The organism is Pseudoalteromonas sp. CO109Y (assembly GCF_004208935.1).
In the GTDB taxonomy this organism is placed as follows: domain Bacteria; phylum Pseudomonadota; class Gammaproteobacteria; order Enterobacterales; family Alteromonadaceae; genus Pseudoalteromonas; species Pseudoalteromonas shioyasakiensis.
Genome location: NZ_SGPD01000027.1, coordinates 203289 through 225510, shown reverse-complemented (window position 1 = coordinate 225510; position 22222 = coordinate 203289). Strand labels below are relative to the sequence as shown.

Below are 22222 nucleotides of genomic sequence, written 5' to 3'. Positions count from 1 at the left end.
TTCTTTTCCTTTAGAGGCACATAAAATACCGTTTTAAAGGAGAGCGAATGCAGTCACGCCAGCACAAAAACCTCAGCTTACTATTTATTCTTGGCCTTCTGGTTATCTTTAGCCCGTTAGCAATTGATATTTACTTACCCGCATTTCCGACCATTGCAGAACAATTCAGCGCTTCAGAAAAGCAAATTCAGCAAACCGTCGCTATTTTTATGCTTACCGTTGGGCTTGGACAGCTCATTGCAGGGCCATTAGCAGATAAATTTGGTCGTAAGCCTGTGGCAATTAACGGTGTGACAATTTATGGTTTAGCGGCTTTTGGCGCCTATCTGGCACCTGATTTTACAAGCCTGATGATTGCAAGAGCACTGCAAGGTTTGGGGGCCTGTGCCACATTTGTAGTAGCGTTTGCCATTGTAAGAGATAGATTTGGTAGTGAACGTAGCGGCCAAATCATTACTTATCTTAATGGTATCGTCTGCTTTATCCCTGCCCTCGCACCAATTTTAGGCGCTTGGCTCACAGTACAGTTTGGCTGGCGCATGAACTTTTTATTCATGGCTGTATTTGCACTCATTGGTTTATTCATAACCTTGTTAATGTACAAAGAAACCCGTCCTGCAGATAGTGTATATAGTGGTCATATTCTTGACCTGCGCCGTTTTATGCCAATTATCAGCACGCCATTGTTTTTATTTCATAGCTTAATTTGCTTGGTAACTATGTCGGCTATTTTAGTCTTTGTTACCTTAGCACCTGGCTGGCTTATTACTGAATTAGGTGGCAGTGTTACCGACTTTACTTTCTGGTTTACCTGTAATGCGGTCTTGAGCATTGTTGCAAGCTTTATTATGCCACTGTACATCAAACGCCAACCAAAACGCGCGTTAAAAGCAGGACTCTTGTTGCTTGTAATCGCAGGTGCCTTAATGTTGGCCTTTAGCCAACAACGTACTGCGCTTGCGTTGATGTTTCCGATGTTTATTGCTGCGTTTGGTTTTGCACTGACACTTGGCTCATCAGCAGGCCGTGCACTAAGCTTGTTTCCTAAGCAAGCAGGCACAGCATCAGCACTTATTGGCTTAATGCAAATGAGTGGCGCAAGCTTATTAGTGTTTATAACGCAATTGTTAAATTTGACTACACCAGTATTAATTGGCGTGCATTTTTTAATGCTCATCCCTTTCACCTACTTACTGTTCAAACATAAGCACTTGTCATAAAAAAGTTTTATCATACTTTTTGTCATAATGGGTAAATGAGAATCGTTATATTCTATTTACCCGTTTAGACATCCTGTTATTTCCTACCGTTATAAAAAGCATCTTTCTAGAATAATTTGTTCCAGTTTTATGGATTATTTTGCTTGTACCTATAGCACCATTAAACTATTGTTTACTCACGTTAACATTTAGTTAACTCAACAACATGTTTGGGATACGAATTATGAAAAAGAATAAATTAGCATTAGCACTGATCATCAGTGGACTATGTGCAGCAGGAACTGCAAACGCAGCAAATGACCGTTACATCATTCAAGTAGACAACAATAAAAAAGGCGTAGTTAAAGCACTCGCTAAAAAGCTTGGTGGTGATATTAAAGTTGATGGTAATGGCTTTATTGCAGCGCAATTTACAGGTCATGACCTTGCAAGTGTAAAAGGCTTACTAAACAACCCTCACATCAAACTAATTGAAGAAGACCAAAAACGTGTACCAATGGCGCTTTATAACGATGACGCTGGTAATGCAATGCAGCAGCAATTAACGCCTTACGCAGTTTACCAATCACAAGCTGATCAAGTTACCTTCGATGCAAATGCTGGCATGAAAGTATGTGTAATTGACTCAGGTTTAGATGCTACAAACCCTGACTTCATTTGGGGTAACATTACAGGTGATAATGACAGTGGCACAGGCAACTGGTACGACAATGGTGGTCCACATGGTACTCACGTAGCAGGTACTATTGGCGCAGCAGACAACAATGTTGGTGTGGTTGGTATGGCACCCGGTGTGGCAATGCACATCATCAAAGTATTCAACGCTGAAGGCTGGGGTTACTCTTCAGACTTAGCACACGCAGCAGATTTATGTTCTCAAGCAGGTGCAAATATCATCAGCATGAGCCTTGGTGGCGGTGGTTCAAATAGCACCGAGTCTAACGCATTTGCTAATTTCACAAGCGCTGGCGGTTTAGTTGTTGCTGCGGCGGGTAACGATGGTAACAACGTACGTTCATACCCTGCAGGTTATCCATCAGTAATGATGGTTGGTGCAAATGATGCGGACAACCAAATTGCAGATTTCTCGCAGTTCCCTAGCTGTACATCTGGTCGCGGTAAACGCGCTACTACAGATGAAACTATCTGTGTTGAAGTAACAGCAGGTGGTGTTGATACACTTTCTACTTACCCTGCAGGTATGGCAACGTCAGCTAGCTTAGCAGCTGATGGCGCAGGCTTTGCTACTTCATCAATGGAAAACTCAGGTAATGCATCAGGCACGGCGTATTACATGGGTACTGCTGAAAGCGTAGATGCTGGTGCAGCGGGGAAAATTTGTATGATTGACCGCGGTAATATCTCGTTCTATGACAAGGTAAATAACTGCGAGAACTCAGGCGGTATCGGTGCTGTTATCATCAATAACGAAGCAGGCATGTTATACGCTACACTAGGCGAAACTAACGATACAACAATTCCAGCTGTTGGTGCGGCACTTGAAGACCGTTCAGCTCTTCTTTCAAGCACAACTATTGATATCGCAATTGGCACTAGTGATTATGGTTTCATGAGCGGTACATCAATGGCAACACCTGCTGTTTCAGGTATCGCAGCGCTAGTATGGTCAAATCACCCTGAATGTACGGGTACAGAAATCCGTGATGCACTAAAAGCAACGGCAGAAGATCAAGGTGCTTCTGGTCACGATGTTTACTTCGGTCACGGTATTGTGAAAGCAGCTGACGCAGATGCATACCTAACAGCCAATGGCTGTGCAGGTGGTGGCGATAATGGCGGTGGTACAACACCAGGTAGCGATGATATTAGCCTTTCTACTTCAGGTTACAAATCGAAAGGTACAGCGTATGTAGATTTAAGCTGGAGTGGCGCTGCTACAAGCACTGTAGATGTTTACCGTAACGGCAGCAAAGTAGGCTCAGTGGCAAACACTAACAGCTACACTGACACTATCACAACAAAAGGCGGTGGTACTTACACTTACCAAGTATGTGAGGCACAAAGCACAACTGTTTGTTCAAACAATAGCACTGTGACATTCTAATACTTTCCCCAACCCAAATCAGCGGGCATTGATTGCCCGCTTTTTCTTTTTCTAGAAGCTTGTTAAAATCAACTACCTAGCTTTTTATCTTTGTGCCGATGATCAATCCAGAATTTCTACTGTCGTTTTTAGGCGCCAGCTTTTTAATTGCCGTAGCCCCCGGCCCTTCTAATGCATTTTTAATGGCACAAACCTTTGCCAATGGCCGTAAAGCCGGGATGCAAAGTGCCTTTGGTTTTGCCTTAGGTGGTGTGGTGCATACTTTTTTTGCGGTGGTGGGTTTAACAGCAATTTTAAAAGCGTCGACTGTTGCCTATACCACAGTGCAGTATTTAGGTGCGGCGTACCTTTGCTATTTGGGCGTAATGACGCTAAAAGACACCTTTACACAGCCTGAGTCAGAGTGCGAAGAAAAACCCCATGTAAGTACCAGTAAAAAGCAAAATGTGATGTTTCAAGCAATGATGACCGAGGTACTTAATCCAAAAGTCGCTCTATTCTTTATTGCGTTTATTCCGCAGTTCGTCGATCCGAGCTTATCTTCAACGACCTTTCAGCTCGCTTTTTTTGGTTTACTCTACCCGCTTTTTGCTTTTCCTATCGACTGCACGTATATTTATTTCGGCGATAAGATAGCCAGTTATTTTCGTGAGCACCCACAAACCCAAATTTGGATTGATCGGATCACGGGGCTGGTGTTTATTGCACTAGCAATTAACCTATTGATATAAGAGCACTTATGGAACAAAAACAACAAGCCTTACCAGCCAAAAAGAATATTGCCCTCGTAGCCCATGATGGTAAAAAAGCTGCCCTTCAGGCGTGGTGTGAAAAACACCAAGACATTTTAAGTAAGCACACGCTATACGGTACGGGCACAACAGGTCATTTAATTGAGCGTACAACAGGGCTTGAGGTAATTAAGCTGCTAAGTGGCCCTATGGGTGGCGATCAACAACTCGGTGCTAAAATTGCTGAACATGAAGTGCACATGCTGGTGTTTTTCTGGGATCCACTTGCATCGCAGCCACACGACCCTGATGTAAAAGCATTACTGCGTTTAGCTGCGGTTTGGAATATTCCTGTTGCCTGTAATGAAGTCAGTGCCGATATGCTATTAAGCTCACCTATGATGGAAACTGAGCTGTGCCGCACGTTGCCAGATTACGAAAAATACCTTGCAACGCGCCAAGTGACTCTTTAGTTCTATAAGTCGATATATCAAAGTGGGGGCTATTAGCTATAAAGCTTGTGCGCCCACTTAGTTAAACCTGCAGTAACACTACCAAAGTGATCCCCGTTCAGCATAGTAATATCACCCAAATGGGCTTTTAACGCGGCTTTGATCAGTGGTGATTGCGCGCTACCGCCCGTTAAGTAAATTACATCAGGCGTTGTGCCTGCTTCTTGAATCGCTTGTTTAGCTAGGCTCACTATCTGGCTTATCGAATCATCAACGGCTAAAGCTAGATCTTTTAGCGTTAAGCACTGCGTTAAGTCTGAATCTAAAAAGCGCAAATCTGTAGTAAATTCATTGGCTGACGAAAGCGCAATTTTTGCCGCCTCGCCTTGCTGCACTAATTGATGACCTTGCTTATTTTGCTGCAATTGAATTAAGCGTTTAAAAAGCGCAGGCTCTTTAACTTCTCGAAGTTGAGTCAGTAACTCACGATAATGGGCATCGCTATAAAACTGGCTTTGCAGATTTACATCATTGATTTTACAGGCTTGCCAAAACGGTTGATTCGGCAGTGGAAGACCCGATTTAAACTCAGTGCCTAAACCTAGCAATGGCATTAAACCATGAAAGCTCAGCGCAATATCTAAATCATTTCCACCCACACGCTTACCACTGTGAGCTAAAAAGTCATTGTCACGGCATTGCTTATCACGAAAGCTAGGCCCCATTTGTACAAATGAGCAATCGCTAGTACCCCCGCCAATATCGACAACCAACACTTTTTGGTCTTGCTGTAATGAGGTTTCATAATCAATCCCCGCCGCTAATGGCTCATACAAAAAAGACACCTCTTTAAAGCCTGCACGCTTTGCTGCTCGCTCTAATATGCCGAGCGCTTGTTGATTAGACTCTTCACCACCGACTGATTGAAAGTTTACCGGTCGTCCAATTACCGTTTCTGTTAATGTGTCTTGCAATGATTGCTCGGCGCGTTGTTTAATTTTTAAAATCATCGCCGTGGCAATGTCTTCAAAGAAGTTTATTTGCCCTTGCTTTAAGCCCACAGCACCAAAAAATGATTTAGGTGACTTTACAAAGTAACCTTCTTCAGGAAACTGCACATACTCGCTAATTGCTTCGCGACCTATAAATAAGGTCTCATCACCAGCTTGAATATCGAGGTCAGATTTAATACGAGGAATGGTATTTAAAAGTGCTTGTCGCTCAGTTTTAAAGTCGTGCTCAAATGGACTACCCGTAAGGTGTTTTGTCACAAAATCGACAACTAATGCACTGTGATGAGTATAAAGTGTTGATGGTAAATATTGCTTGCCCTGCTCAAGCGGCACTAAAGAGACTTGTTGCTCGTTATCCATTACACCGATTGCACAATTTGAGCTACCGTAATCAAAGCCTGCAAACATTCTAACACCTATACATCAATAAAAAGGCCGCGAAATTTACCATAGTCGCAGCCGTTTTTGAATGACGCTATGGCGTTTCATGTAAAAAGCTTGCAAAACGTGGTAGGCCATTTTTAGTAAAGCCATGATATTTGTAGGTAATAGTACTACCTATCGCTGGGGGCGATGTTCTTTGTTGATCGGTAAACCCCGAGCCAATTTTAAACTCGGTACCATCACTGCTGCGCACCTTGAGTGCACCAAGCATATTTTTGTACTTTCCTTTTCCTGCGATATAACCGATTACAACCGCTTCAGCGTCAAAATAAGGCTTTAACTTTAATAATGCATCACTTCGCCCTGCACTATGCTTTGCAGCTGCTAGATGCAGCATGACGCCCTCAGCTCCTTGTGCGATAAGTTCATCCATAAACAAACTAAGTTGCTTGTTATCATTAAAGTGCATTTGCGCAACGGCTTTAATATGCTCACTTTGCAGCTGGTTTACTAACCTTGTGTAGTTTTCATAGCGTTGACTAAATGGCGTTGTCGCATCCGGCATATCAAATATCATATAGCTGACGGTTTGCCATTCTGACTCTACAGGAGTGACTTTCCGAACGATCCCGCTCACATTGGCAAAATCTTGGTGCTTAGTCCAAAGCTCTCCATCAAGCCATACACCTGGCAGTGGATCTGTGAACCACTTGGGGGCATAAATTGGGTTACCATTTCTGGTTACTAATTGACTCCCTGTCCAAATAGCTCGAACGCCATCATATTTTTCACTAACTAAATAGTCAGATACATTTACCTTTTCGGCTTGATAGACGTTTGCTAAAAGGACTGAAGGGGCTTGTTGCGCTTCGGCTGAAAAGCCTATAAATAAAGTGATTGCGCACAAAAGTGCACGAGTGAATTTAACCATCATTGCTTCCTTGCAAATTTGTGAGTATTAACTGGCTCTGGCTTTGACTACTTAACAAAAGCAGCTTAGCAATAGTCAGCTAATTATAGTTTAGTTTGTAGCCATTTGAAAAATTCGTTCAAATCAGCAAACACACCCGCGGCTTTACTAAAGTCATGCTCTAACGTGAAATGATTCGGCACCGCATACACAGCAACACCGGCATTGCTTGCTGCAGTGACACCGGTAAAGGTATCTTCGACAGCTACAGCCTCATTAGCCTTTATTTCTAGCGTATCTAGAGCTAGTTGATAAGGGTCACCAGCAGGTTTAGGATTATTAACATCATCTTTGGTAACCACACAGTCAAACCAATCGAAAATGCCATAGCCTTTTAAAATAGGATAGGCTTCATCTTTTGCACTACCTGTTACTAATGCCATTTTTAAACCACTGGCTTTGACTTGCTCAAGCACCGCTTTTGCATGTGGCATAAAGGCGGGCAAATTAGTACTAACAAAACGGCCAAATGCAGCGTACTTATCATCCGTTAACTGTTCTGGGCTGATAGTAAGCCCATAATTTGTCACAACCTCTTTAGCGGCTTCAAGTGTTGGTCTTCCTGAGAAGCGCTGACAAAACGTAGCTTCATCATACTGCACGCCAAAAGGAGCTAACAAGTCATTCCAAATATTAAAATGCACACTTTCAGAGTCAACCAAGGTGCCATCCATATCAAACAATACTGCTTTTAAAGTCATCCTCATTCCTTCAAAGTAAAAAGGTGCCATAGGCACCTTTAAATATGATTATTCAGTTAAGCCCGCAGGTGGCTCAGCAAACGCTTCCTCGCCTGTTTCTACATCAACCAGCTCGTAGCCGCGTTGCTTTCTTACCACTTTTAAAATCGGCTTAGAAAACGCTGTTTTTAAACGTTCTGCATCTGCTTCAAGTTCTTCGACTGTATTACCAAATGGTGCTGCACCAGTTTCTGACCAGTTAGTCACTTTACCATTTAAGTTATATTCAACTTCATGAATTTGATATTGTGCCGCTTCATCTTTTGTTGCTTCACAAAATATTACACGGTAGTTCCAAAATCCAGCCATAGTTATTCTCTTTCTCTTCAATTAATCCTGCCACTTTAGCAGTTACTAACGCGATTATAAACGAAAAAACCCGCTATACAGCGGGTTTTAATAGGACTTATTATTTCAGCTTAGAAGAAGCTTACTTTGAACTCAGCACCGATGTAACGCTCTTCGTTCACCATTGCTGTGTTGTTATTGAAGTCGATAGCACCGATTGATTGTTGCTCGTCGAACATGTTACGAACGAATGCTGATACTTCATATTCGTTGTCGCCTTCAGCCCAAGCATAACCTGCACGTAAACCTACTTCAGTTAATGGCTTGCCTTCAAACTCAACTGACTCGTATAAGAAGTAGTTGATTTCGCTGCGGTAAGACACATCAGCGTAAGTGAAGAATTCACCGTCAGCTACTTCGCGGCTATAACGTAATGTAAGGTTAGATATCCACTCAGGTGCGTGCGGTAAGCTGTTACCATCAAGGATAGCTTGACCTGCGCTGTTTAGTGAGTTTGTTACAGTACACTGCGCACATACGTCAACGGCTAAGTCTTTATCGTCAAGCTCAGTGTTGTTGTAGCTTAAGTTAAATGTAGCGTTTAGGTTGTCAGTTAATACCCACTCAGTGTCTAACTCAAAACCGTAACCAGTTGTCTTATCAGCATTAACTAAGCGGTTGAAGTTTGCACCACCACCTACAGCAGTTAATTGTTGGTCATCCATTGTGTAGTAGAACACAGTTGCATTTACACGACCTTGGCCGTCAAGAACATCTGACTTGATACCTGTTTCGAAAGACGTCACAGTTTCAGACTCAGCAACGGTTACTTCGTCACCGAATAAGATACGACCTTGGATACTTGGAGCACGGAAGCTGTTAGCAACACGCGCGTACCAGTTTACGTCATCGTTGATCTTGTAGTTAGCAGATAAATCCCAGCTAACGTGGTCGTCACTTGGATTTTCTGTAAGGTATAACGCACTACCACCAATTGGGCTTAAAGTACGGTCTGCTGAGAATTCTTTTTCGTCATCTGAGTAACGAAGGCCCGCAGTGATTTTTAAGTCGTCAGTGATTGTGTAATCTAATGAACCGAATACCGCCCATGCTTTGGTATCTTGTTGCTGGATAACATAGCCGTTTAACTCACCTGGTGTTGAACCATAAGTGTCGTAGCTGAAGTTTTCGATTGTTAGCGCTTCATCAAAGTAGAATAAACCTACTTGGAAGTTAACGTCACCAGCATAGTTGCTAGATAAACGAAGTTCTTGCGTGTATTGGTCTTGATCTGGAATACCGTCAGCGCTTTCAGAATAGAACGGGATAAAACCTGGGCCCATATCTGGTAAGTAGCTTGCACCGTAACCACCGTCGATGTCAGCGCGAGAATAGATTTCAGCGCTTTCCCATGCAGAGATTGACGTAAGAGTTAAATCATTGATATCCCACTCAAGCTTTAAGCTTGCGCCTTGAGACTCAACTTGCTGTGTCGCACGAGAAGCAGCATCGTGGTAAACCACATCGTGCTCATAGTTATCAGCTAAATCGTTTGTGCCAGCTTTAATAGCGTTACCACGGAATGCGATTGGCGTACCGTCCATATCGCGTACGTGGTAGTTGAAAAGACCTGTGAAATCGTCACCTTCATATAAGAACTGAACACGTGCCGCTTTTTCAGTGTAACCACCTAATACGTCATCTTGTTCAAAACCCGGTGCACGGTTATCGATGTAATCGTCTTTTTCTTGCCAAAGTACAGAAACACGCGTTGATAAACGGTCTGTTAGGCCACCGCCAACAGCACCTTCAAAATCAACTGCGCCACGGCTACCGTAAGATACTGAGCCATAGCCTTCAAATTCTTGTGATGGTTTAACTGTATCAAATTTAACAAGGCCAGCCGGTGTGTTACGACCGAATAAAGTACCTTGTGGGCCACGTAGAACTTCTACACGTGCTACGTCAAATACAGGGAAACCTTTTAAGATTGCATTCTCTTGAACAACTTCGTCTACAACTAACGAAACTGGTTGAGAAGCATTTAGGTCAAAGTCTGTGTTACCTAGACCACGAACATAAAAGCGTGGGAAAGAACGACCAAACGAAGATTCGATTGATAAGCTTGGGATCTTCGCATTCATAAAACGAATATCCATACCAGCTGAGCTGTAAGCGTCTAAGCTGTCACCTTGTAATGCAGATACAGCTACAGGTACTTCCTGAGCGTTTTCTACACGTTTACGAGCGGTGATTTGAATAACTTCTAGTTGGTTGTTTTTTTCTGCTGTCGCTTCGTCGGCAGCAAGAGTTGAAAATGAAGTACCTGCTACGGCAGAGAACAACGTTGCATTGATAAGTGTTGCTAACGTAGATCTTTTCATTGCTTTCATGTCGGGTTTTAACCTTTTTTATGCACTCTTATTCAACGGTGATGATGTTGCGTCAATTCATTTGACGGGCTCGGCCAATTTTTCGCGCCTTGTAATAAGCTGCGCGGACCTCTAGTTCGAGAGTGCAAAACGAAGTAAAGAGGCTGAACGAACGCTGACGATTATAACACTTTATGACACTTTTACTGCATTAAAAATTATAAATATACAATTTTTTTACAACAATTAGCGGCAACATCGCCGCATTTAGAAGATTTTATGCAATTATTTTTCACCAAAGCGGACATATGTCCTGTGCATCTAATTGCAACAATGTGTAGACATTATGTACAAATGAGAGTCGCTTTCATTTACCCCTTTTTTAGCAACTAATCAGTCACACGTGCGAATTCTGGGTTAGCTAATTCACATTCATGCTCATTTAATAAGCCTAAGATTGCTAAGTTTAACTCTTCGATTACTTCCATATAAAAAGCAAAGTCGACGGTCTCTACGTAGCTTAGTACATCCACTTGTAAAGCCCAAGGCGTGAAGCCTTTAAAGCGAACACGGCAAGGCTCAAAGGCAATGTGCTTGTGTTGCTCTAAAAGCTCTCTTAGGGCTTGCATAAACGACATTAGGTTTTGTTGCTTAGTATTGGCACTGAGCATCAATTTAGGTCGATAAGAAATACGCTCCCGTTCCGAGATATTCTCAAGCTGCATATCAACAAACTTTGCATTCGCTACATAGATAACTGAACGATCAAGCGTTCGAATTCGCGTTGCTCTTAGCCCTATTTCTTCTACCGTGCCTAACTGGCTGCCAAACTTACATAAGCTACCTATTTTTACTGGTGCAGAGATATATAAGGTGATTGCTGCAATGATATTCTCAACAGTTTTTTGCGCTGCAAGGGCAATTGCAAGGCCACCAATACCTAAACCTGCCAGTAAGGTAGTGGCATTAAAGCCTAAGTTTTCAAACCACATGAATAGCAACGAAATGACAATCAGGGTTTTAGCTACATTACTTATAGGGCGTAATAAGAAAATCGCTTGTGGTTTATCTTGTCTAATAAAGCGCTGGCTTAATCTGTGTTTGGCAAGATCAACTGCCCGTAGGCAAATCCAGCCCCAAGCGATCAATAACACGGTCGCGCCATGGAATAGCGCCATCACAGCAATAGTTACATTAGATTGGTCGTTCAATGAACGCGCCATAAATACCGCAAGTAACAGGCTAACCGGCCCATTAATAAAACCAATAACATCTTTTTCTACAGGGACTTTTAAGTGTGCGAGAATAAACGTGATTATGCGGGTAATGATAATCGCGACCGCTAAAAACAGTACAAATGTGAAGGCAAAGTAAATCCACTGCCAAAGCATCACACCCAAAAATTCAATGTCTGGTAGGTTATTGTAAAGCCACTCACCAACTCGGTTATAGCCATACTCTTTGGTGAGTAGAGGGATTTGACTTACTGTGGCATTCGATATTTTCCAGATCCGGTTACCTGTTTTATCATCAGGTACACTTTGCAATAAAATTTGCACCTTACCTTGTGAAGTGCTGATTTCTCCAACCAAATCACGATAACTAGGCACGCTTTCTTTTTGTTTTCCTTTAGGCTTATTGCTCAAGTTATCAACATCGACCCATAAGGTACGATCAAGTACCACTGATAGATTTTCAGCAAGCTGAATTTTTCCTAATGCCTCAACTTCTTTGGGTAAGTTACGATAGTCAAGATAATGGCTGGCACGTTCAAAATCTCGGTCCCGGGCCGCTTTTAAGTACCCCTGCATGGAGCTGCGTGGCGTAATTCGGTCAAAAGCATCATAAGGTAAGTCATCTTCAAGAGGCTCCTGCACTTTTTCCGTTGTAGCAGGTGTATTCGTTTCAGGTTCTTGTTTGACCGGTTTTTGTTCGGCTTGCTCTTCCTTGTTGTCTTTATCAATTAAGGATTTAACGGTCACTTCTGGTGTGGTTGTTGCCCATAATGGCGCATTAAACAACAGTAAAAAACACACTAATAACTTACTAAATTGTAATGAAAACTTGGTATTACAACGGCTCACACTCTATTCCTTGTTCGATAAACATTAAATCGCTGAAATAATCAGCTAATTAAATTAGAGCATGGTTTGTGTAACTGTACAAAAAATAATTAAAAATCTTTGCAAGCAAGCACTGAAATGTTAGTTATATAGAGACTTAAGCAAAGGATACTATTATGCAAATCTCAAGTTCACTGATCCCTCATTGGTCATCATTAATGATCCACGGTGCCATTGCCATCGTTTTTGGCTTATGTGGTTGGTTTGCCCCAGAAGCCTCATTAGCGATTCTGATGTTTATTTTCGCCGCTTACTTTTTTGTCGATGGTGCCATTAGAACTTGGTTAGCTATTGCTTCAAAAAATGAAAACCCACTTTGGTGGATGCTATTAGTGGGTGGTTTAATTTCAATTGCTGCTGCACTTGTAACCCTGTTTGCTCCCAACGTAACGGCTATCTTAATGCTGTACTTTATTGCCGCATGGGCCATTGCTATCGGCGTGATTGAAATATTGATTGCCAGTAAACTACGCAAAGAGATCAGTAATGAATGGCTGTTAATTGGTAGCGGTATTATTTCGATTATCTTTGGTGGTTATCTGATATTTAACCCTGGCGCGGGCATAATCACTCTACTTTGGCTAGTTGCAACCTATGCCATCGTATTTGGCATAATGATGGTGTTGCTTGCTATGAAGCTGAAAAAGCTCAATGAACAAGCATAAAAAAAGCGGCTAAGCCGCTTTTTTTATTTTTGGTTATTACGCCTTGTTAAAGCTATCTCACCATCGATATGAATATCGCGCTGCGGGAATGCAATGGTAATGTTGTTTTCAGCAAATACTTTATAAATGCTAAAACGCAGCTCACTGCGCACTTGGCGAAGCGGTGCTTCTGATTCAGCACATACCCAGAAAATAGCGCTAAAAGTTAAAGAGCTATCAGCAAAGTCATCAAATAACACAGATGATGCAGGTGTTTTTAAAATGGCAGGGTGATCATCAAGAATTTGCTTCATCAGCTTCTCTACAAGCACCACGTCTGAACCATAAGCAACGCCAACATTCACAAATGAACGAGCATTACGGTCAATTAAGGTCCAGTTAGTTACCGTGTTTTCTAATAACTGGCTATTTGGTACTAGCATATGCACCCCATCATTACGACGGATACGAGTAGAACGGGTATTAATTGTCTCAACAACCCCTTTAGCTGTGCCCACTTCTAAAAAGTCGCCAATACGAATTGGTCGCTCCCACATTAATATCCAACCACTAATGAAGTTATTGATAATGTTTTGTGCACCAAAACCAACACCAATTGCAATGGCACCAGAAACAAATGCAAACGCCGTTAGAGGAATATTGAGTACCTCTAGCGAGGTAAACACAAGCACAGCAATAGTAACGACAAGGTAAATACGGGTAAATAAGTGAACCGCGTCAGGGCCTAGGTTTTTTGCCAGTAATGCTTTTTTAATTAATCGACCAATCCAGGTAACCACAAACCACATTAAAAACAGCACCAAAGGCACTTGAATTACTTTTAGTACAGTAATTTGCACGTCATTGTAGGTGAACAATACAAACGATAATGCAGATTGCAGATCAGCAAGGGTCATAAATTAACATTCCTAGTAAAAATCAGTTTGGTTCAGTTGTGACTAAGTTTAGCACGGCATAATAGGTGAAAACTTGGTAAATACTAAGTTCTTTATGCGCAATATGCGCTAATTATTAACTATTTTAGACTACAGCTGCTATATACATAGAGAGAGCTTGAGGTTTCACAGGCTTTGAATAGCACGAGGAGAACACAATGTCACAAATGACACTCACACAAAAACTTGCCACTTTACAACCCTTGGTTGATCTAAACTTATTTGAATCAAGTTTAGAGTACCGTAACCGCATCTTAAACTTACTTGCTGAGCAAGAGCACTCACTGAATTTAATTAACAAAGAGTTTGGCAACGCTATGCCAGAAAGCTTTGGCTCAGAGAAAAAGTTTGTGTTGGGTTACAACTAACCTATGGTGATTTATTACCAACAAGATTTAAACTGGCAGCTAGTGCCACTTTTTACTTAAGTGAGCCATTAATACACAATTGATGGCTTTTTACACATTTTTATCCCTCAACAGCTTTATTTGCGTTCAAATTCCCCATTCAGACGACAAACTTGATTGTTTCTAGCCAAAAATTTGATAAGTTAGAAAAGATTTATCCACATTTTTGGAGCTCTCATGCGTAAGACCTTAGTAGCAACTACGATTGCTAGTGTGCTTTTATTATCTGCTTGTAGTTCACAACAAGCCGACACTCAAACTCAAGTTGAAACTGCCGCTGAAACACAAACAGCTAATGTTGAAAACGTTCTTTTCAAGCCAAGCCCTTTACAATACATGGCCCCTGAGTTTGATAAAATTTCAACTAAAGACTACGAGCCAGCCTTTGAAGCAGGAATCGCACAGCAAAAAGCTGAAATTGCAAAGATTGCAAACAACCCAGAACCCGCAACATTTGAAAATACCCTTGTTGCAATGGAGTTCTCTGGTGAGCTATTAGACCGCACATCTGCGGCATTTTTTAACTTATCAGGTTTAATCTCTGACAGTGAGTACCAACGTATCGCCGCGAAAATGGCGCCGATTATGTCAGCTCACACTGATGACATTTACCTAAACAAAGCTTTATTTGCTCGCGTACAAAGCATTTACGACAACAAAGCATCTTTAAATGCAGAAGATCAACGCCTTGTTGATTACTACTACAAAAAGTTCGTTAACGCGGGTGCAAAACTAACTGAAGCTGAAAAAGCAAAAATGCGTGAAATCAACGCAGAGCTTGCCAAGCTTTCAACTGAGTTTTCACAAAATATCTTAAAATCATTTAAAGAAGATGTGATTTTAGTTAAAGATAAAAGCGAGCTAGCTGGTTTATCTGAAGGTGAAATTGCAAGCCTTGCAGCTGCTGCCAAAAAAGCAGGTAAAGAAGGTTACATGATCACATTGGTGAATACGACTCGCCAACCTATCTTACAAAGCCTTGAAAACCGCAAGCTTCGTGAAAAGATTTGGACAACTTCTTCAACGCGTGCACAAGCAACAAACAGCCCTATCATCATCAAAGAAACTAAGCTACGTGCAGAAAAAGCGGCATTACTTGGTTATAAAGACTGGGCTTCGTATGTAATGACTAATCGTATGGCGCAAACAACTGAAAATGTTTACGGCATCCTTGATGACTTAGCACCGAAAGCGGTTGCTAAAGCAGAAGCTGAAGCAGAGCAAATCCAACAAGTAATTAAAAAGTCAGGTGAAACGTTTGCGCTTCAACCTTGGGACTGGGCGTTTTACGCTGAAAAAGTTCGCCAAGAGAAGTACGACTTAGACCCTGCGTTAGTTAAGCCTTACTTTGAAATGCAGTCAGTGATCCACGACGGTCTATTCTTTGCTATGAATAAACTTTACGGCATTACCTTTAAAGAGCGTAAAGACCTACCGGTTTATCACGAAGACGTCATGGTGTTTGAAGTATTTAACGAAGACGGTAGCGCTATAGGTCTATTCTACATGGACCCTTACGCACGTGAAGGTAAACGTGGTGGTGCATGGATGAGTGCTTATGTTAGCCAAAGCGGTCTTAAAGACACTATGCCTGTGATCTACAACGCACAGAACATTCCTAAGCCAGCTGAAGGTCAACCGACTCTTATGACTTTCTCTGAAGTAACAACGATGTTCCATGAGTTTGGTCATGCTGCGCACGGTTTATTCTCTGACGTTAAATACCCAAGCTTAGCGGGTACAGCCACTGCTCGTGACTTTGTTGAGTTCCCTTCGCAAGCACACGAAGACTGGAATATTGAACCAACAGTACTTGCAAACTACGCCAAGCACTACAAAACAGGTGAACCAATTCCAAAAGCGCTTTTAAACAAAGTACTTGAATCACAAAAATTCAACCAAGGCTTTGATACTACTGAGTATTTAGCTGCGGCACTACTTGATATGGAATGGCACTCATTTGGTGTTGATGCTGACATTACAGACGTTCAAAAGTTTGAACATGATGCATTAGACAAGCACGGTATTGCATATTACCCAGTACCACCACGCTATAAGTCTTGCTACTTCAGCCACACCTTTGCCGGTGGTTACTCAGCGGGTTATTACGCTTACCTTTGGACTGAAGTATTCGCAGCAGATGCGTTTGCACACATGACCGAAGAAGGTGGTTTAACACGTGAAAACGGTGATAATTTCCGTAAAGAGATTTTATCTAAAGGTAACAGCCGCGACTTAATGCAAAGCTACATTGAGTTCCGTGGTCAAAAACCAACAACAGACGCACTATTAAAGCGTCGTGGTTTAGTTGAATAATCACTGTTGTTTAGAGTATGAGGGGTAACCCTCATACTTTTTAAGTATTAATTAAATTTTCACCCCGCTTTTACTCCTATCCACCTCAAAGCAATTGTCAGATAACTCGTTTTTGCTAATCTCAAAGAAAAACACGAGTTCATACATGAAAAACGCTTTACTTTTAGGACTTTGCTCAGCTTTAGCTGCATGTTCATCAACCCCAGATGAGCGCGCTGACATCGTGATAGAAAACGCCCAAATTATTGATATGCAAACTGGAGCTATCGCAGCAAAACAATCTCTTGCTATTCGCGATGGAATTATCATCAAGCGTAGCGATAAACCTTTAAGTAGCCACTATCAAAGTTCAACATTGATTGATGCAAAAGGTCAGTATGTCATGCCTGGTCTATGGGATATGCATGTCCATTTTGGCGGTGGTGATGAGCTTATTGAAGAGAATAAACAGCTATTACCATTGTATTTAGCCTACGGCGTAACGACCGTTCGTGATGCTGCGGCTGATTTGAGTGAATCTGTACTTAGCTGGCGAGAACAAGTAAAACAAGGTCAGTTAGTGGGCCCAACTATTTTCACCTCAGGCTCGAAATTAGAAGGTAAAGGGTCTATTTGGCCCGGTGATTTAGAAGTAGAAACGACTGAAGAAATGCATGCTGCAATGGATCTATTAGACAGCATGGACGTTGATTTTATCAAAATTACCGACAGCGCATTGACTCCCGAGCTTTACCTAAAAGCCGTGCATGAGGTTAAAAGGCGTGGTTATCAAATTTCGGGGCATATTCCATTTTCATTGTCTGTGACTGATGTCTCCAAGGCGGGTCTTGATGCGATTGAGCATATGACCTATATGCTTAAAGCTGCGGCTAAAAACGAAGCAGATATTTCTGCAAAGGTTGCTTCAAAAGAGCTGAGTTATCGCACTGCGCTGCCTATTATCACCGCGCAGTTTGATGAACCAACAGCTATTGAGAAGTTTACGGTTCTTGCTAACAACGACACCGCCGTGGTGCCAACCTTGATTGGTGGCAAAATAACGGCTTACATTGATGAAGACAATCATCAAGACGATGCCTATTTAGATTTTTTAGGTAAAGGTTTAAAAGCGACGTATCAATGGCGAGTTGATAGAGCTAACAAAGACACCCCTGCACAAATCAAACAGCGCAAAGAGCGTTTTATTAAAACCGCACAGTTACTCCCTATCGCCCAACAAGCAGGTGTGAGCATTATTGCAGGCACAGATGCTGGCTTTTTAAATTCGTATATTTATCCGGGGCTTTCTTTGCACCAAGAACTGAGTATTTTTACTGAATATGGCCTAACACCACTGCAAACGCTGCAAGCCGCAACACTTGCGGGGCCTAAATTTTTAAATAAACAACAGCAATACGGTGCACTAAGTGAAGGTAAAGTAGCCGATCTCATTTTGCTTTCAGAAAACCCGCTTATTGATATTCGTAATACACAAACACTAAAGGGTGTTGTCTCGCACAGCACGTTTTACGATAGCAACGCACTCGAGCGATTAAAGCAACAAGCAAAAGCCTTTGTTGCCAGTCAACCCTAACCCCCCCATTGCCCATGACCGCGTATTATCCGTCATGGGCAATTTTAATTTTCAGCCATCTCATATACACTGCCCTTTTTTGCACATAACTCGAATAACATGACCTACTTATTTGCTGTAACCCTGCTTTGGGCCTTTTCGTTTAGTCTTATTGGTGTCTATTTAGCAGGCCAAGTGGATGCATGGTTTAGTGTGTTAATGCGCATTGGCTTGGCAACTTGCGTGTTTTTGCCCTTTTTACACTGGCGTAAAACCCCTAAAGCCTTAGCACTAAAGCTCATGGCAATAGGCGCAGTACAACTTGGTGTGATGTACAGCTTCTATTACCATTCGTTTTTGTACCTTAGCGTGCCCGAGGTACTGCTATTCACGGTAATGACGCCACTTTACATCACTTTGTTAAACGATTTGCTTGAAAAGCGTTTTAATGCCAAGTTTTTATTCGCCGCTATGCTAGCTATTTTAGGCGCCGTTGCTATTCGCTATGAAGGCGTCGATGAAAACTATCTCATTGGTATGTTAATGGTGCAGGCTGCTAATATTTGCTTTGCCACTGGGCAAGTAACTTACAAACGTTTAATGCAAGATGAGCAACTCCCCCACTCTCGGGTGTTTGCTTGGTTCTTTATTGGTGCTTTAATTGTCGCTCTGATTTGTTACGGTTTATTTGGTGATACCAGTAAGCTGCCCACCACTACTACACAGTGGGGCGTGTTAATTTACTTAGGCACGATTGCTTCAGGGCTTGGTTATTTCGCTTGGAATAAAGGCGCGACTATTGTCAATGTAGGTGCCTTGGCTGTCATGAATAACCTCCTGATCCCAGCAGGGATCATCGTTAATATTGTAATATGGAATCGTGATGCCGATATCATCAAGCTTGCCATCGGCGCAGCGATTATCTTATTAGCACTTATTATAAATCAGAAACTTAATAAAACTGCCACGGAGTCATGATAGGCTAAACTCTATTCGATTAGAGGGATGCTGTTATGCGCGCACTGATTTTATGTTGTTTAGTTTTCATTATTCAAGGCTGTAAGAATCTGCCAGTCGATCAGGCAGTGCAAGTGGGTGCTAGGCCTTACTATTTAATCGACAATATGCCTGATGGGCCTTTAAAGCAGCAACTTGCGGCATGTGGTAATGGCCCTTTCTATAAAACTGATTTTGTAATTGGTCATCGCGGTGCCCCCATGCAGTTTCCTGAGCACAGCAAAGAGTCATATTTAGCCGCTGCAAGAATGGGCGCTGGCGTACTTGAATGTGACGTCGCCTTTACTAAAGACAAACAACTCGTGTGTCGTCATTCACAGTGTGATTTACACACCACTACCAACATTTTAGCGATTCCTGAGCTCGCAGCAAAATGCAGCCAACCTTTTACCCCGGCCAAAGAGGGCCAACCAGCTCAGGCTAAATGCTGCACCAGCGATATCACCCAGGCTGAGTTTTTAACCTTAAAGGCTAAAATGGATGGCGCCAACCCATACGCCAAAACCGTCGCAGAATATATGCAAGGAACACCAAGCTGGCGCACTGATTTATACGCAAACAGTGGCACTATTATGACCCACCAGCAAAGCATTGAGTTATTCAAATCACTAGGTGTAAAAATGACACCCGAGCTAAAAAGCCCACAAGTTAGCATGCCATTTAACGGTTTTAGCCAGCAAGATTATGCGCAAAAAATGCTTGATGAGTATCGGGATTTAGGTGTGAATAGCCAAGATGTTTATCCGCAATCATTTAATCTTGAAGATGTGAAGTATTGGCTAAACAATCACCCTGAATTTGCAAGCAACAGTATTTATCTTGATGGCCGAGATGAGCAAGCAGACTTTGATGCTATGGATGAAACAACTTGGCAGCCATCAATGCAGGCTCTATATAACGATGGAGTACGCATTATCGCACCGCCAATGTGGATGCTTTTAAGCCTTGATGAGTCAGGTAAAATCGTGCCATCGCTTTATGCTATTAAAGCTAAACAAGCAGGGCTGAACATCATTACTTGGAGTTTAGAGCGCTCTGGTCCATTAAATAATGGCGGTGGTTATTATTACCAGTCGATTGCCAGTGTAATTAAACAAGATGGGCAAATGATGAAAGTGGTAGACGTCCTTGCTAAGCAAGTGGGTGTGATGGCTATTTTCTCTGACTGGCCTGCTACTCTTACCTATTACGCAAGCTGTATGCAGTATCCTGCCTCAGAGAGTTAACTGAGCATCAATAAATTTCAAGGGCTTTGACTCGTCCAAAAGGTGGGGCTGAGGTATTATTAGCTAAACCGTTTTTTACAAGGATAAACATGATTATTCAGCACCAGAGCCACGACATATCGACCAACACAGGTGTAATGCGCACCAGTATTTATCGCCCTTTAGAAGAAGGTAAATACCCGTGTATTATTTTCTATTCTGAAATTTTCCAAGAAACAGCACCAATTGCACGCTCTGCGGCAATACTTGCTGGTCATGGTTTTGTCGTGTTAGTGCCAGAAGTTTTTCATGAGTTAAATCCTATTGGGACAGTACTTGCCTATGATGATGCTGGTAAAGACAAAGGCAATGCCGACAAATGGGCAAAACCGCTTGAGAGCCATGACTCAGACACTGACGCCTTAATTGCATTTGCACGTCAGCAAGATTACTGCACAGGAAATGTAGGTGCGATGGGCGTATGTATTGGTGGTCACCTTGCATACCGTGCTGCATTAAACCCAAGTATCAAAGCCGCTTTTTGTTTATACGCGACAGATATACACAGTGATACTTTACCAGCACAAGCAGGTAATAACTCATTTGAGCGCATGGCAGATATTAAAGGTGAGATCCACTTTGTTTGGGGTAAACAAGACCCACATGTACCAAAAGAAGGCCGCCTTAAAATTTACCAACAAGCGGTGGCAACAGGCATTAATTACCAGTGGCAAGAAGTGAACGCCCAACATGCGTTTATGCGCGACGAAGGCGACCGATACGACCCTGTCCTTGCCATCAGCATGTACCAACAAGCCGTTGCTTTATTTAATCGCACGCTTGTTTAAATCGTCATAGTGGCTACTTGATTAGTAAAATAATCCTTCAAGTAATCAAGTAAAACCCGCAGTTTTTTGCTTCCCGCCGCCCCTGGCGGGAATACACCATAAAGTTCAATATCGGCAGTTTTGTAATCATCTAAGATTGTGCGTAACAATCCCGCTTTGATCCTTGGCAATGCATCATAAACTGGGATTTTCGCTAAACCATGCCCAGCTTCAACAAAGGCAGTTCGCGCAGCGGCATTATTGGTACTTATGCCACCACTAACTGCCACCTCAAAGCGGCGTTTATCTTTTTCGAGCGTAACAACAGCACTACTTGGTTGATACACCACCCATGTATGCTCTGCTAAATCAGCAATGCTTTTTGGTATAGGGTATTTTGTAAAGTAATCGACTGAACCACATAAGCAGGTAGCCATACTTGCAAGTTTAGTGGCTTGTAAGTTTGAGCTTTCAAGGGCCACGCCTCTAATCGCTAAGTCGTAGCCTTCTTTGATGATATCAACCACATCATCACTAAGCTGTAAATCGATATCAATTTTCGGATACAAACGCTTAAACTGAGCAAGTGCCGGCACCACAAGTTGCAAGCCTACATTCACCGGACAACTCAATTTAATAACCCCAACCGGTTCAATCTTTAAGTTCTCAAGGTGTAAGTTAGCAGCCTCAGCGTGCTCAGTGATAGCCTGACAACGTTCGTAATAAGCCATACCTGCTTCGGTGAGGGTCATGGTACGCGTTGAGCGGTTAAGTAACGTAAGCTTTAATTGCTGTTCTAATTTCTTTAAGTGGTAACTGACAACGGCCCTTGATAAACCAAGTTGTTGAGCCGCTTTAGTTAAGCTGCCTTGCTGCACAATGTGGGCAAACACCACCATGCTTTTTAATTGCTCAAACGATACTTTCATACAAACTCCTA

19 protein-coding genes are annotated in these 22222 nt (G+C 42.3%); 11 read left to right on the top strand and 8 right to left on the bottom strand.

The window, feature by feature from the left end; all coding sequences use genetic code 11:
- Positions 1–47 precede the first annotated feature (47 nt).
- The 4 genes from EXT43_RS10915 (at position 48) to EXT43_RS10900 (ending at position 4489) form a co-directional block, all read left to right on the top strand.
- A complete protein-coding gene (locus EXT43_RS10915) occupies positions 48–1220 on the top strand; it encodes a multidrug effflux MFS transporter (protein WP_062564256.1) in 1173 nt (390 codons plus the stop codon).
- Between the two features lie 223 nt (positions 1221–1443).
- A complete protein-coding gene (locus EXT43_RS10910; RefSeq protein WP_130166971.1) occupies positions 1444–3285 on the top strand; it encodes a S8 family serine peptidase in 1842 nt (613 codons plus the stop codon).
- A gap of 98 nt (positions 3286–3383) precedes the next feature.
- The gene (locus EXT43_RS10905; protein WP_054561948.1) at positions 3384–4016 is read left to right on the top strand and encodes a LysE family translocator; all 633 of its coding nucleotides are present in this window, start codon (positions 3384–3386) and stop codon (positions 4014–4016) included.
- 8 nt (positions 4017–4024) lie between these two features.
- On the top strand, positions 4025–4489 hold the full coding sequence (locus EXT43_RS10900) for a methylglyoxal synthase (protein ID WP_054551787.1): 465 nt from the start codon (positions 4025–4027) through the stop codon (positions 4487–4489).
- A gap of 32 nt (positions 4490–4521) precedes the next feature.
- Here the strand turns inward: EXT43_RS10900 and yegD are convergent, their stop codons facing one another.
- The 6 genes from yegD to EXT43_RS10870 form a co-directional block, all read right to left on the bottom strand.
- The gene (gene yegD / locus EXT43_RS10895; RefSeq protein ID WP_130166970.1) at positions 4522–5889 is read right to left on the bottom strand and encodes a molecular chaperone; all 1368 of its coding nucleotides are present in this window, start codon (positions 5887–5889) and stop codon (positions 4522–4524) included.
- A gap of 67 nt (positions 5890–5956) precedes the next feature.
- A complete protein-coding gene (locus tag EXT43_RS10890; RefSeq protein WP_130167039.1) occupies positions 5957–6796 on the bottom strand; it encodes a DNA ligase in 840 nt (279 codons plus the stop codon).
- Between the two features lie 83 nt (positions 6797–6879).
- Positions 6880–7536: an HAD family phosphatase gene (locus tag EXT43_RS10885; RefSeq protein WP_130166969.1), complete on the bottom strand. Its 657-nt coding sequence runs from the start codon at positions 7534–7536 to the stop codon at positions 6880–6882.
- Positions 7537–7584: 48 nt separating this feature from the next.
- The gene (locus EXT43_RS10880) at positions 7585–7884 is read right to left on the bottom strand and encodes a hypothetical protein (RefSeq protein WP_119853425.1); all 300 of its coding nucleotides are present in this window, start codon (positions 7882–7884) and stop codon (positions 7585–7587) included.
- A 110-nt stretch (positions 7885–7994) separates the two neighbouring features.
- The gene (locus EXT43_RS10875) at positions 7995–10256 is read right to left on the bottom strand and encodes a TonB-dependent receptor (protein ID WP_130166968.1); all 2262 of its coding nucleotides are present in this window, start codon (positions 10254–10256) and stop codon (positions 7995–7997) included.
- Positions 10257–10624: 368 nt separating this feature from the next.
- Entirely contained in the window at positions 10625–12319 is a 1695-nt protein-coding gene (locus EXT43_RS10870; protein WP_240701491.1) for a mechanosensitive ion channel domain-containing protein, read from the bottom strand.
- A 155-nt stretch (positions 12320–12474) separates the two neighbouring features.
- Between EXT43_RS10870 and EXT43_RS10865 the strand changes: the two genes are divergently transcribed.
- Positions 12475–13023 carry a DUF308 domain-containing protein gene (locus EXT43_RS10865; RefSeq protein WP_062564249.1) on the top strand — a complete coding sequence of 183 codons (549 nt, stop codon included), beginning with the start codon at positions 12475–12477 and terminating at the stop codon, positions 13021–13023.
- Between the two features lie 23 nt (positions 13024–13046).
- Here EXT43_RS10865 and EXT43_RS10860 read toward each other — a convergent pair whose 3' ends face one another.
- Entirely contained in the window at positions 13047–13919 is an 873-nt protein-coding gene (locus EXT43_RS10860; RefSeq protein ID WP_058585510.1) for a mechanosensitive ion channel domain-containing protein, read from the bottom strand.
- A gap of 197 nt (positions 13920–14116) precedes the next feature.
- Here EXT43_RS10860 and EXT43_RS10855 point away from each other — a divergent pair, with 197 nt between their 5' ends.
- From EXT43_RS10855 to EXT43_RS10830, 6 genes are all read left to right on the top strand, one after another.
- A complete protein-coding gene (locus EXT43_RS10855; RefSeq protein WP_054561957.1) occupies positions 14117–14326 on the top strand; it encodes a hypothetical protein in 210 nt (69 codons plus the stop codon).
- Between the two features lie 216 nt (positions 14327–14542).
- Complete coding sequence (locus tag EXT43_RS10850) at positions 14543–16681, top strand: M3 family metallopeptidase (protein ID WP_130166967.1); 2139 nt, start codon at positions 14543–14545, stop codon at positions 16679–16681.
- A 145-nt stretch (positions 16682–16826) separates the two neighbouring features.
- A complete protein-coding gene (locus EXT43_RS10845; RefSeq protein WP_130166966.1) occupies positions 16827–18254 on the top strand; it encodes an amidohydrolase family protein in 1428 nt (475 codons plus the stop codon).
- A gap of 99 nt (positions 18255–18353) precedes the next feature.
- Positions 18354–19211: a carboxylate/amino acid/amine transporter gene (locus EXT43_RS10840; protein WP_054561959.1), complete on the top strand. Its 858-nt coding sequence runs from the start codon at positions 18354–18356 to the stop codon at positions 19209–19211.
- A gap of 35 nt (positions 19212–19246) precedes the next feature.
- On the top strand, positions 19247–20476 hold the full coding sequence (locus tag EXT43_RS10835) for a glycerophosphodiester phosphodiesterase family protein (protein ID WP_130166965.1): 1230 nt from the start codon (positions 19247–19249) through the stop codon (positions 20474–20476).
- Positions 20477–20565: 89 nt separating this feature from the next.
- Positions 20566–21303, top strand: coding sequence for a dienelactone hydrolase family protein (locus tag EXT43_RS10830; protein ID WP_062565096.1), 738 nt, complete (start codon positions 20566–20568; stop codon positions 21301–21303).
- Here the strand turns inward: EXT43_RS10830 and EXT43_RS10825 are convergent.
- On the bottom strand, positions 21300–22211 hold the full coding sequence (locus EXT43_RS10825) for a LysR family transcriptional regulator (protein ID WP_130166964.1): 912 nt from the start codon (positions 22209–22211) through the stop codon (positions 21300–21302). The genes EXT43_RS10830 and EXT43_RS10825 overlap by 4 nt on opposite strands.
- Positions 22212–22222: the final 11 nt, after the last annotated feature.

Bases quoted from the DNA above. Each gene is read 5' to 3' on its own strand.
- EXT43_RS10860 (WP_058585510.1), bottom strand. From the start codon at position 13,919: ATGACCCTTGCTGATCTGCAATCTGCATTATCGTTTGTATTGTTCACC.
- EXT43_RS10890 (WP_130167039.1), bottom strand. From the start codon at position 6,796: ATGGTTAAATTCACTCGTGCACTTTTGTGCGCAATCACTTTATTTATA.
- EXT43_RS10900 (WP_054551787.1), top strand. From the start codon at position 4,025: ATGGAACAAAAACAACAAGCCTTACCAGCCAAAAAGAATATTGCCCTC.
- EXT43_RS10865 (WP_062564249.1), top strand. From the start codon at position 12,475: ATGCAAATCTCAAGTTCACTGATCCCTCATTGGTCATCATTAATGATC.
- EXT43_RS10855 (WP_054561957.1), top strand. From the start codon at position 14,117: ATGTCACAAATGACACTCACACAAAAACTTGCCACTTTACAACCCTTG.
- EXT43_RS10850 (WP_130166967.1), top strand. From the start codon at position 14,543: ATGCGTAAGACCTTAGTAGCAACTACGATTGCTAGTGTGCTTTTATTA.
- EXT43_RS10910 (WP_130166971.1), top strand. From the start codon at position 1,444: ATGAAAAAGAATAAATTAGCATTAGCACTGATCATCAGTGGACTATGT.
- yegD (WP_130166970.1), bottom strand. From the start codon at position 5,889: ATGTTTGCAGGCTTTGATTACGGTAGCTCAAATTGTGCAATCGGTGTA.
- EXT43_RS10835 (WP_130166965.1), top strand. From the start codon at position 19,247: ATGCGCGCACTGATTTTATGTTGTTTAGTTTTCATTATTCAAGGCTGT.
- EXT43_RS10905 (WP_054561948.1), top strand. From the start codon at position 3,384: ATGATCAATCCAGAATTTCTACTGTCGTTTTTAGGCGCCAGCTTTTTA.
- EXT43_RS10825 (WP_130166964.1), bottom strand. From the start codon at position 22,211: ATGAAAGTATCGTTTGAGCAATTAAAAAGCATGGTGGTGTTTGCCCAC.
- EXT43_RS10875 (WP_130166968.1), bottom strand. From the start codon at position 10,256: ATGAAAGCAATGAAAAGATCTACGTTAGCAACACTTATCAATGCAACG.
- EXT43_RS10840 (WP_054561959.1), top strand. From the start codon at position 18,354: ATGACCTACTTATTTGCTGTAACCCTGCTTTGGGCCTTTTCGTTTAGT.
- EXT43_RS10915 (WP_062564256.1), top strand. From the start codon at position 48: ATGCAGTCACGCCAGCACAAAAACCTCAGCTTACTATTTATTCTTGGC.
- EXT43_RS10830 (WP_062565096.1), top strand. From the start codon at position 20,566: ATGATTATTCAGCACCAGAGCCACGACATATCGACCAACACAGGTGTA.
- EXT43_RS10885 (WP_130166969.1), bottom strand. From the start codon at position 7,536: ATGACTTTAAAAGCAGTATTGTTTGATATGGATGGCACCTTGGTTGAC.
- EXT43_RS10880 (WP_119853425.1), bottom strand. From the start codon at position 7,884: ATGGCTGGATTTTGGAACTACCGTGTAATATTTTGTGAAGCAACAAAA.
- EXT43_RS10845 (WP_130166966.1), top strand. From the start codon at position 16,827: ATGAAAAACGCTTTACTTTTAGGACTTTGCTCAGCTTTAGCTGCATGT.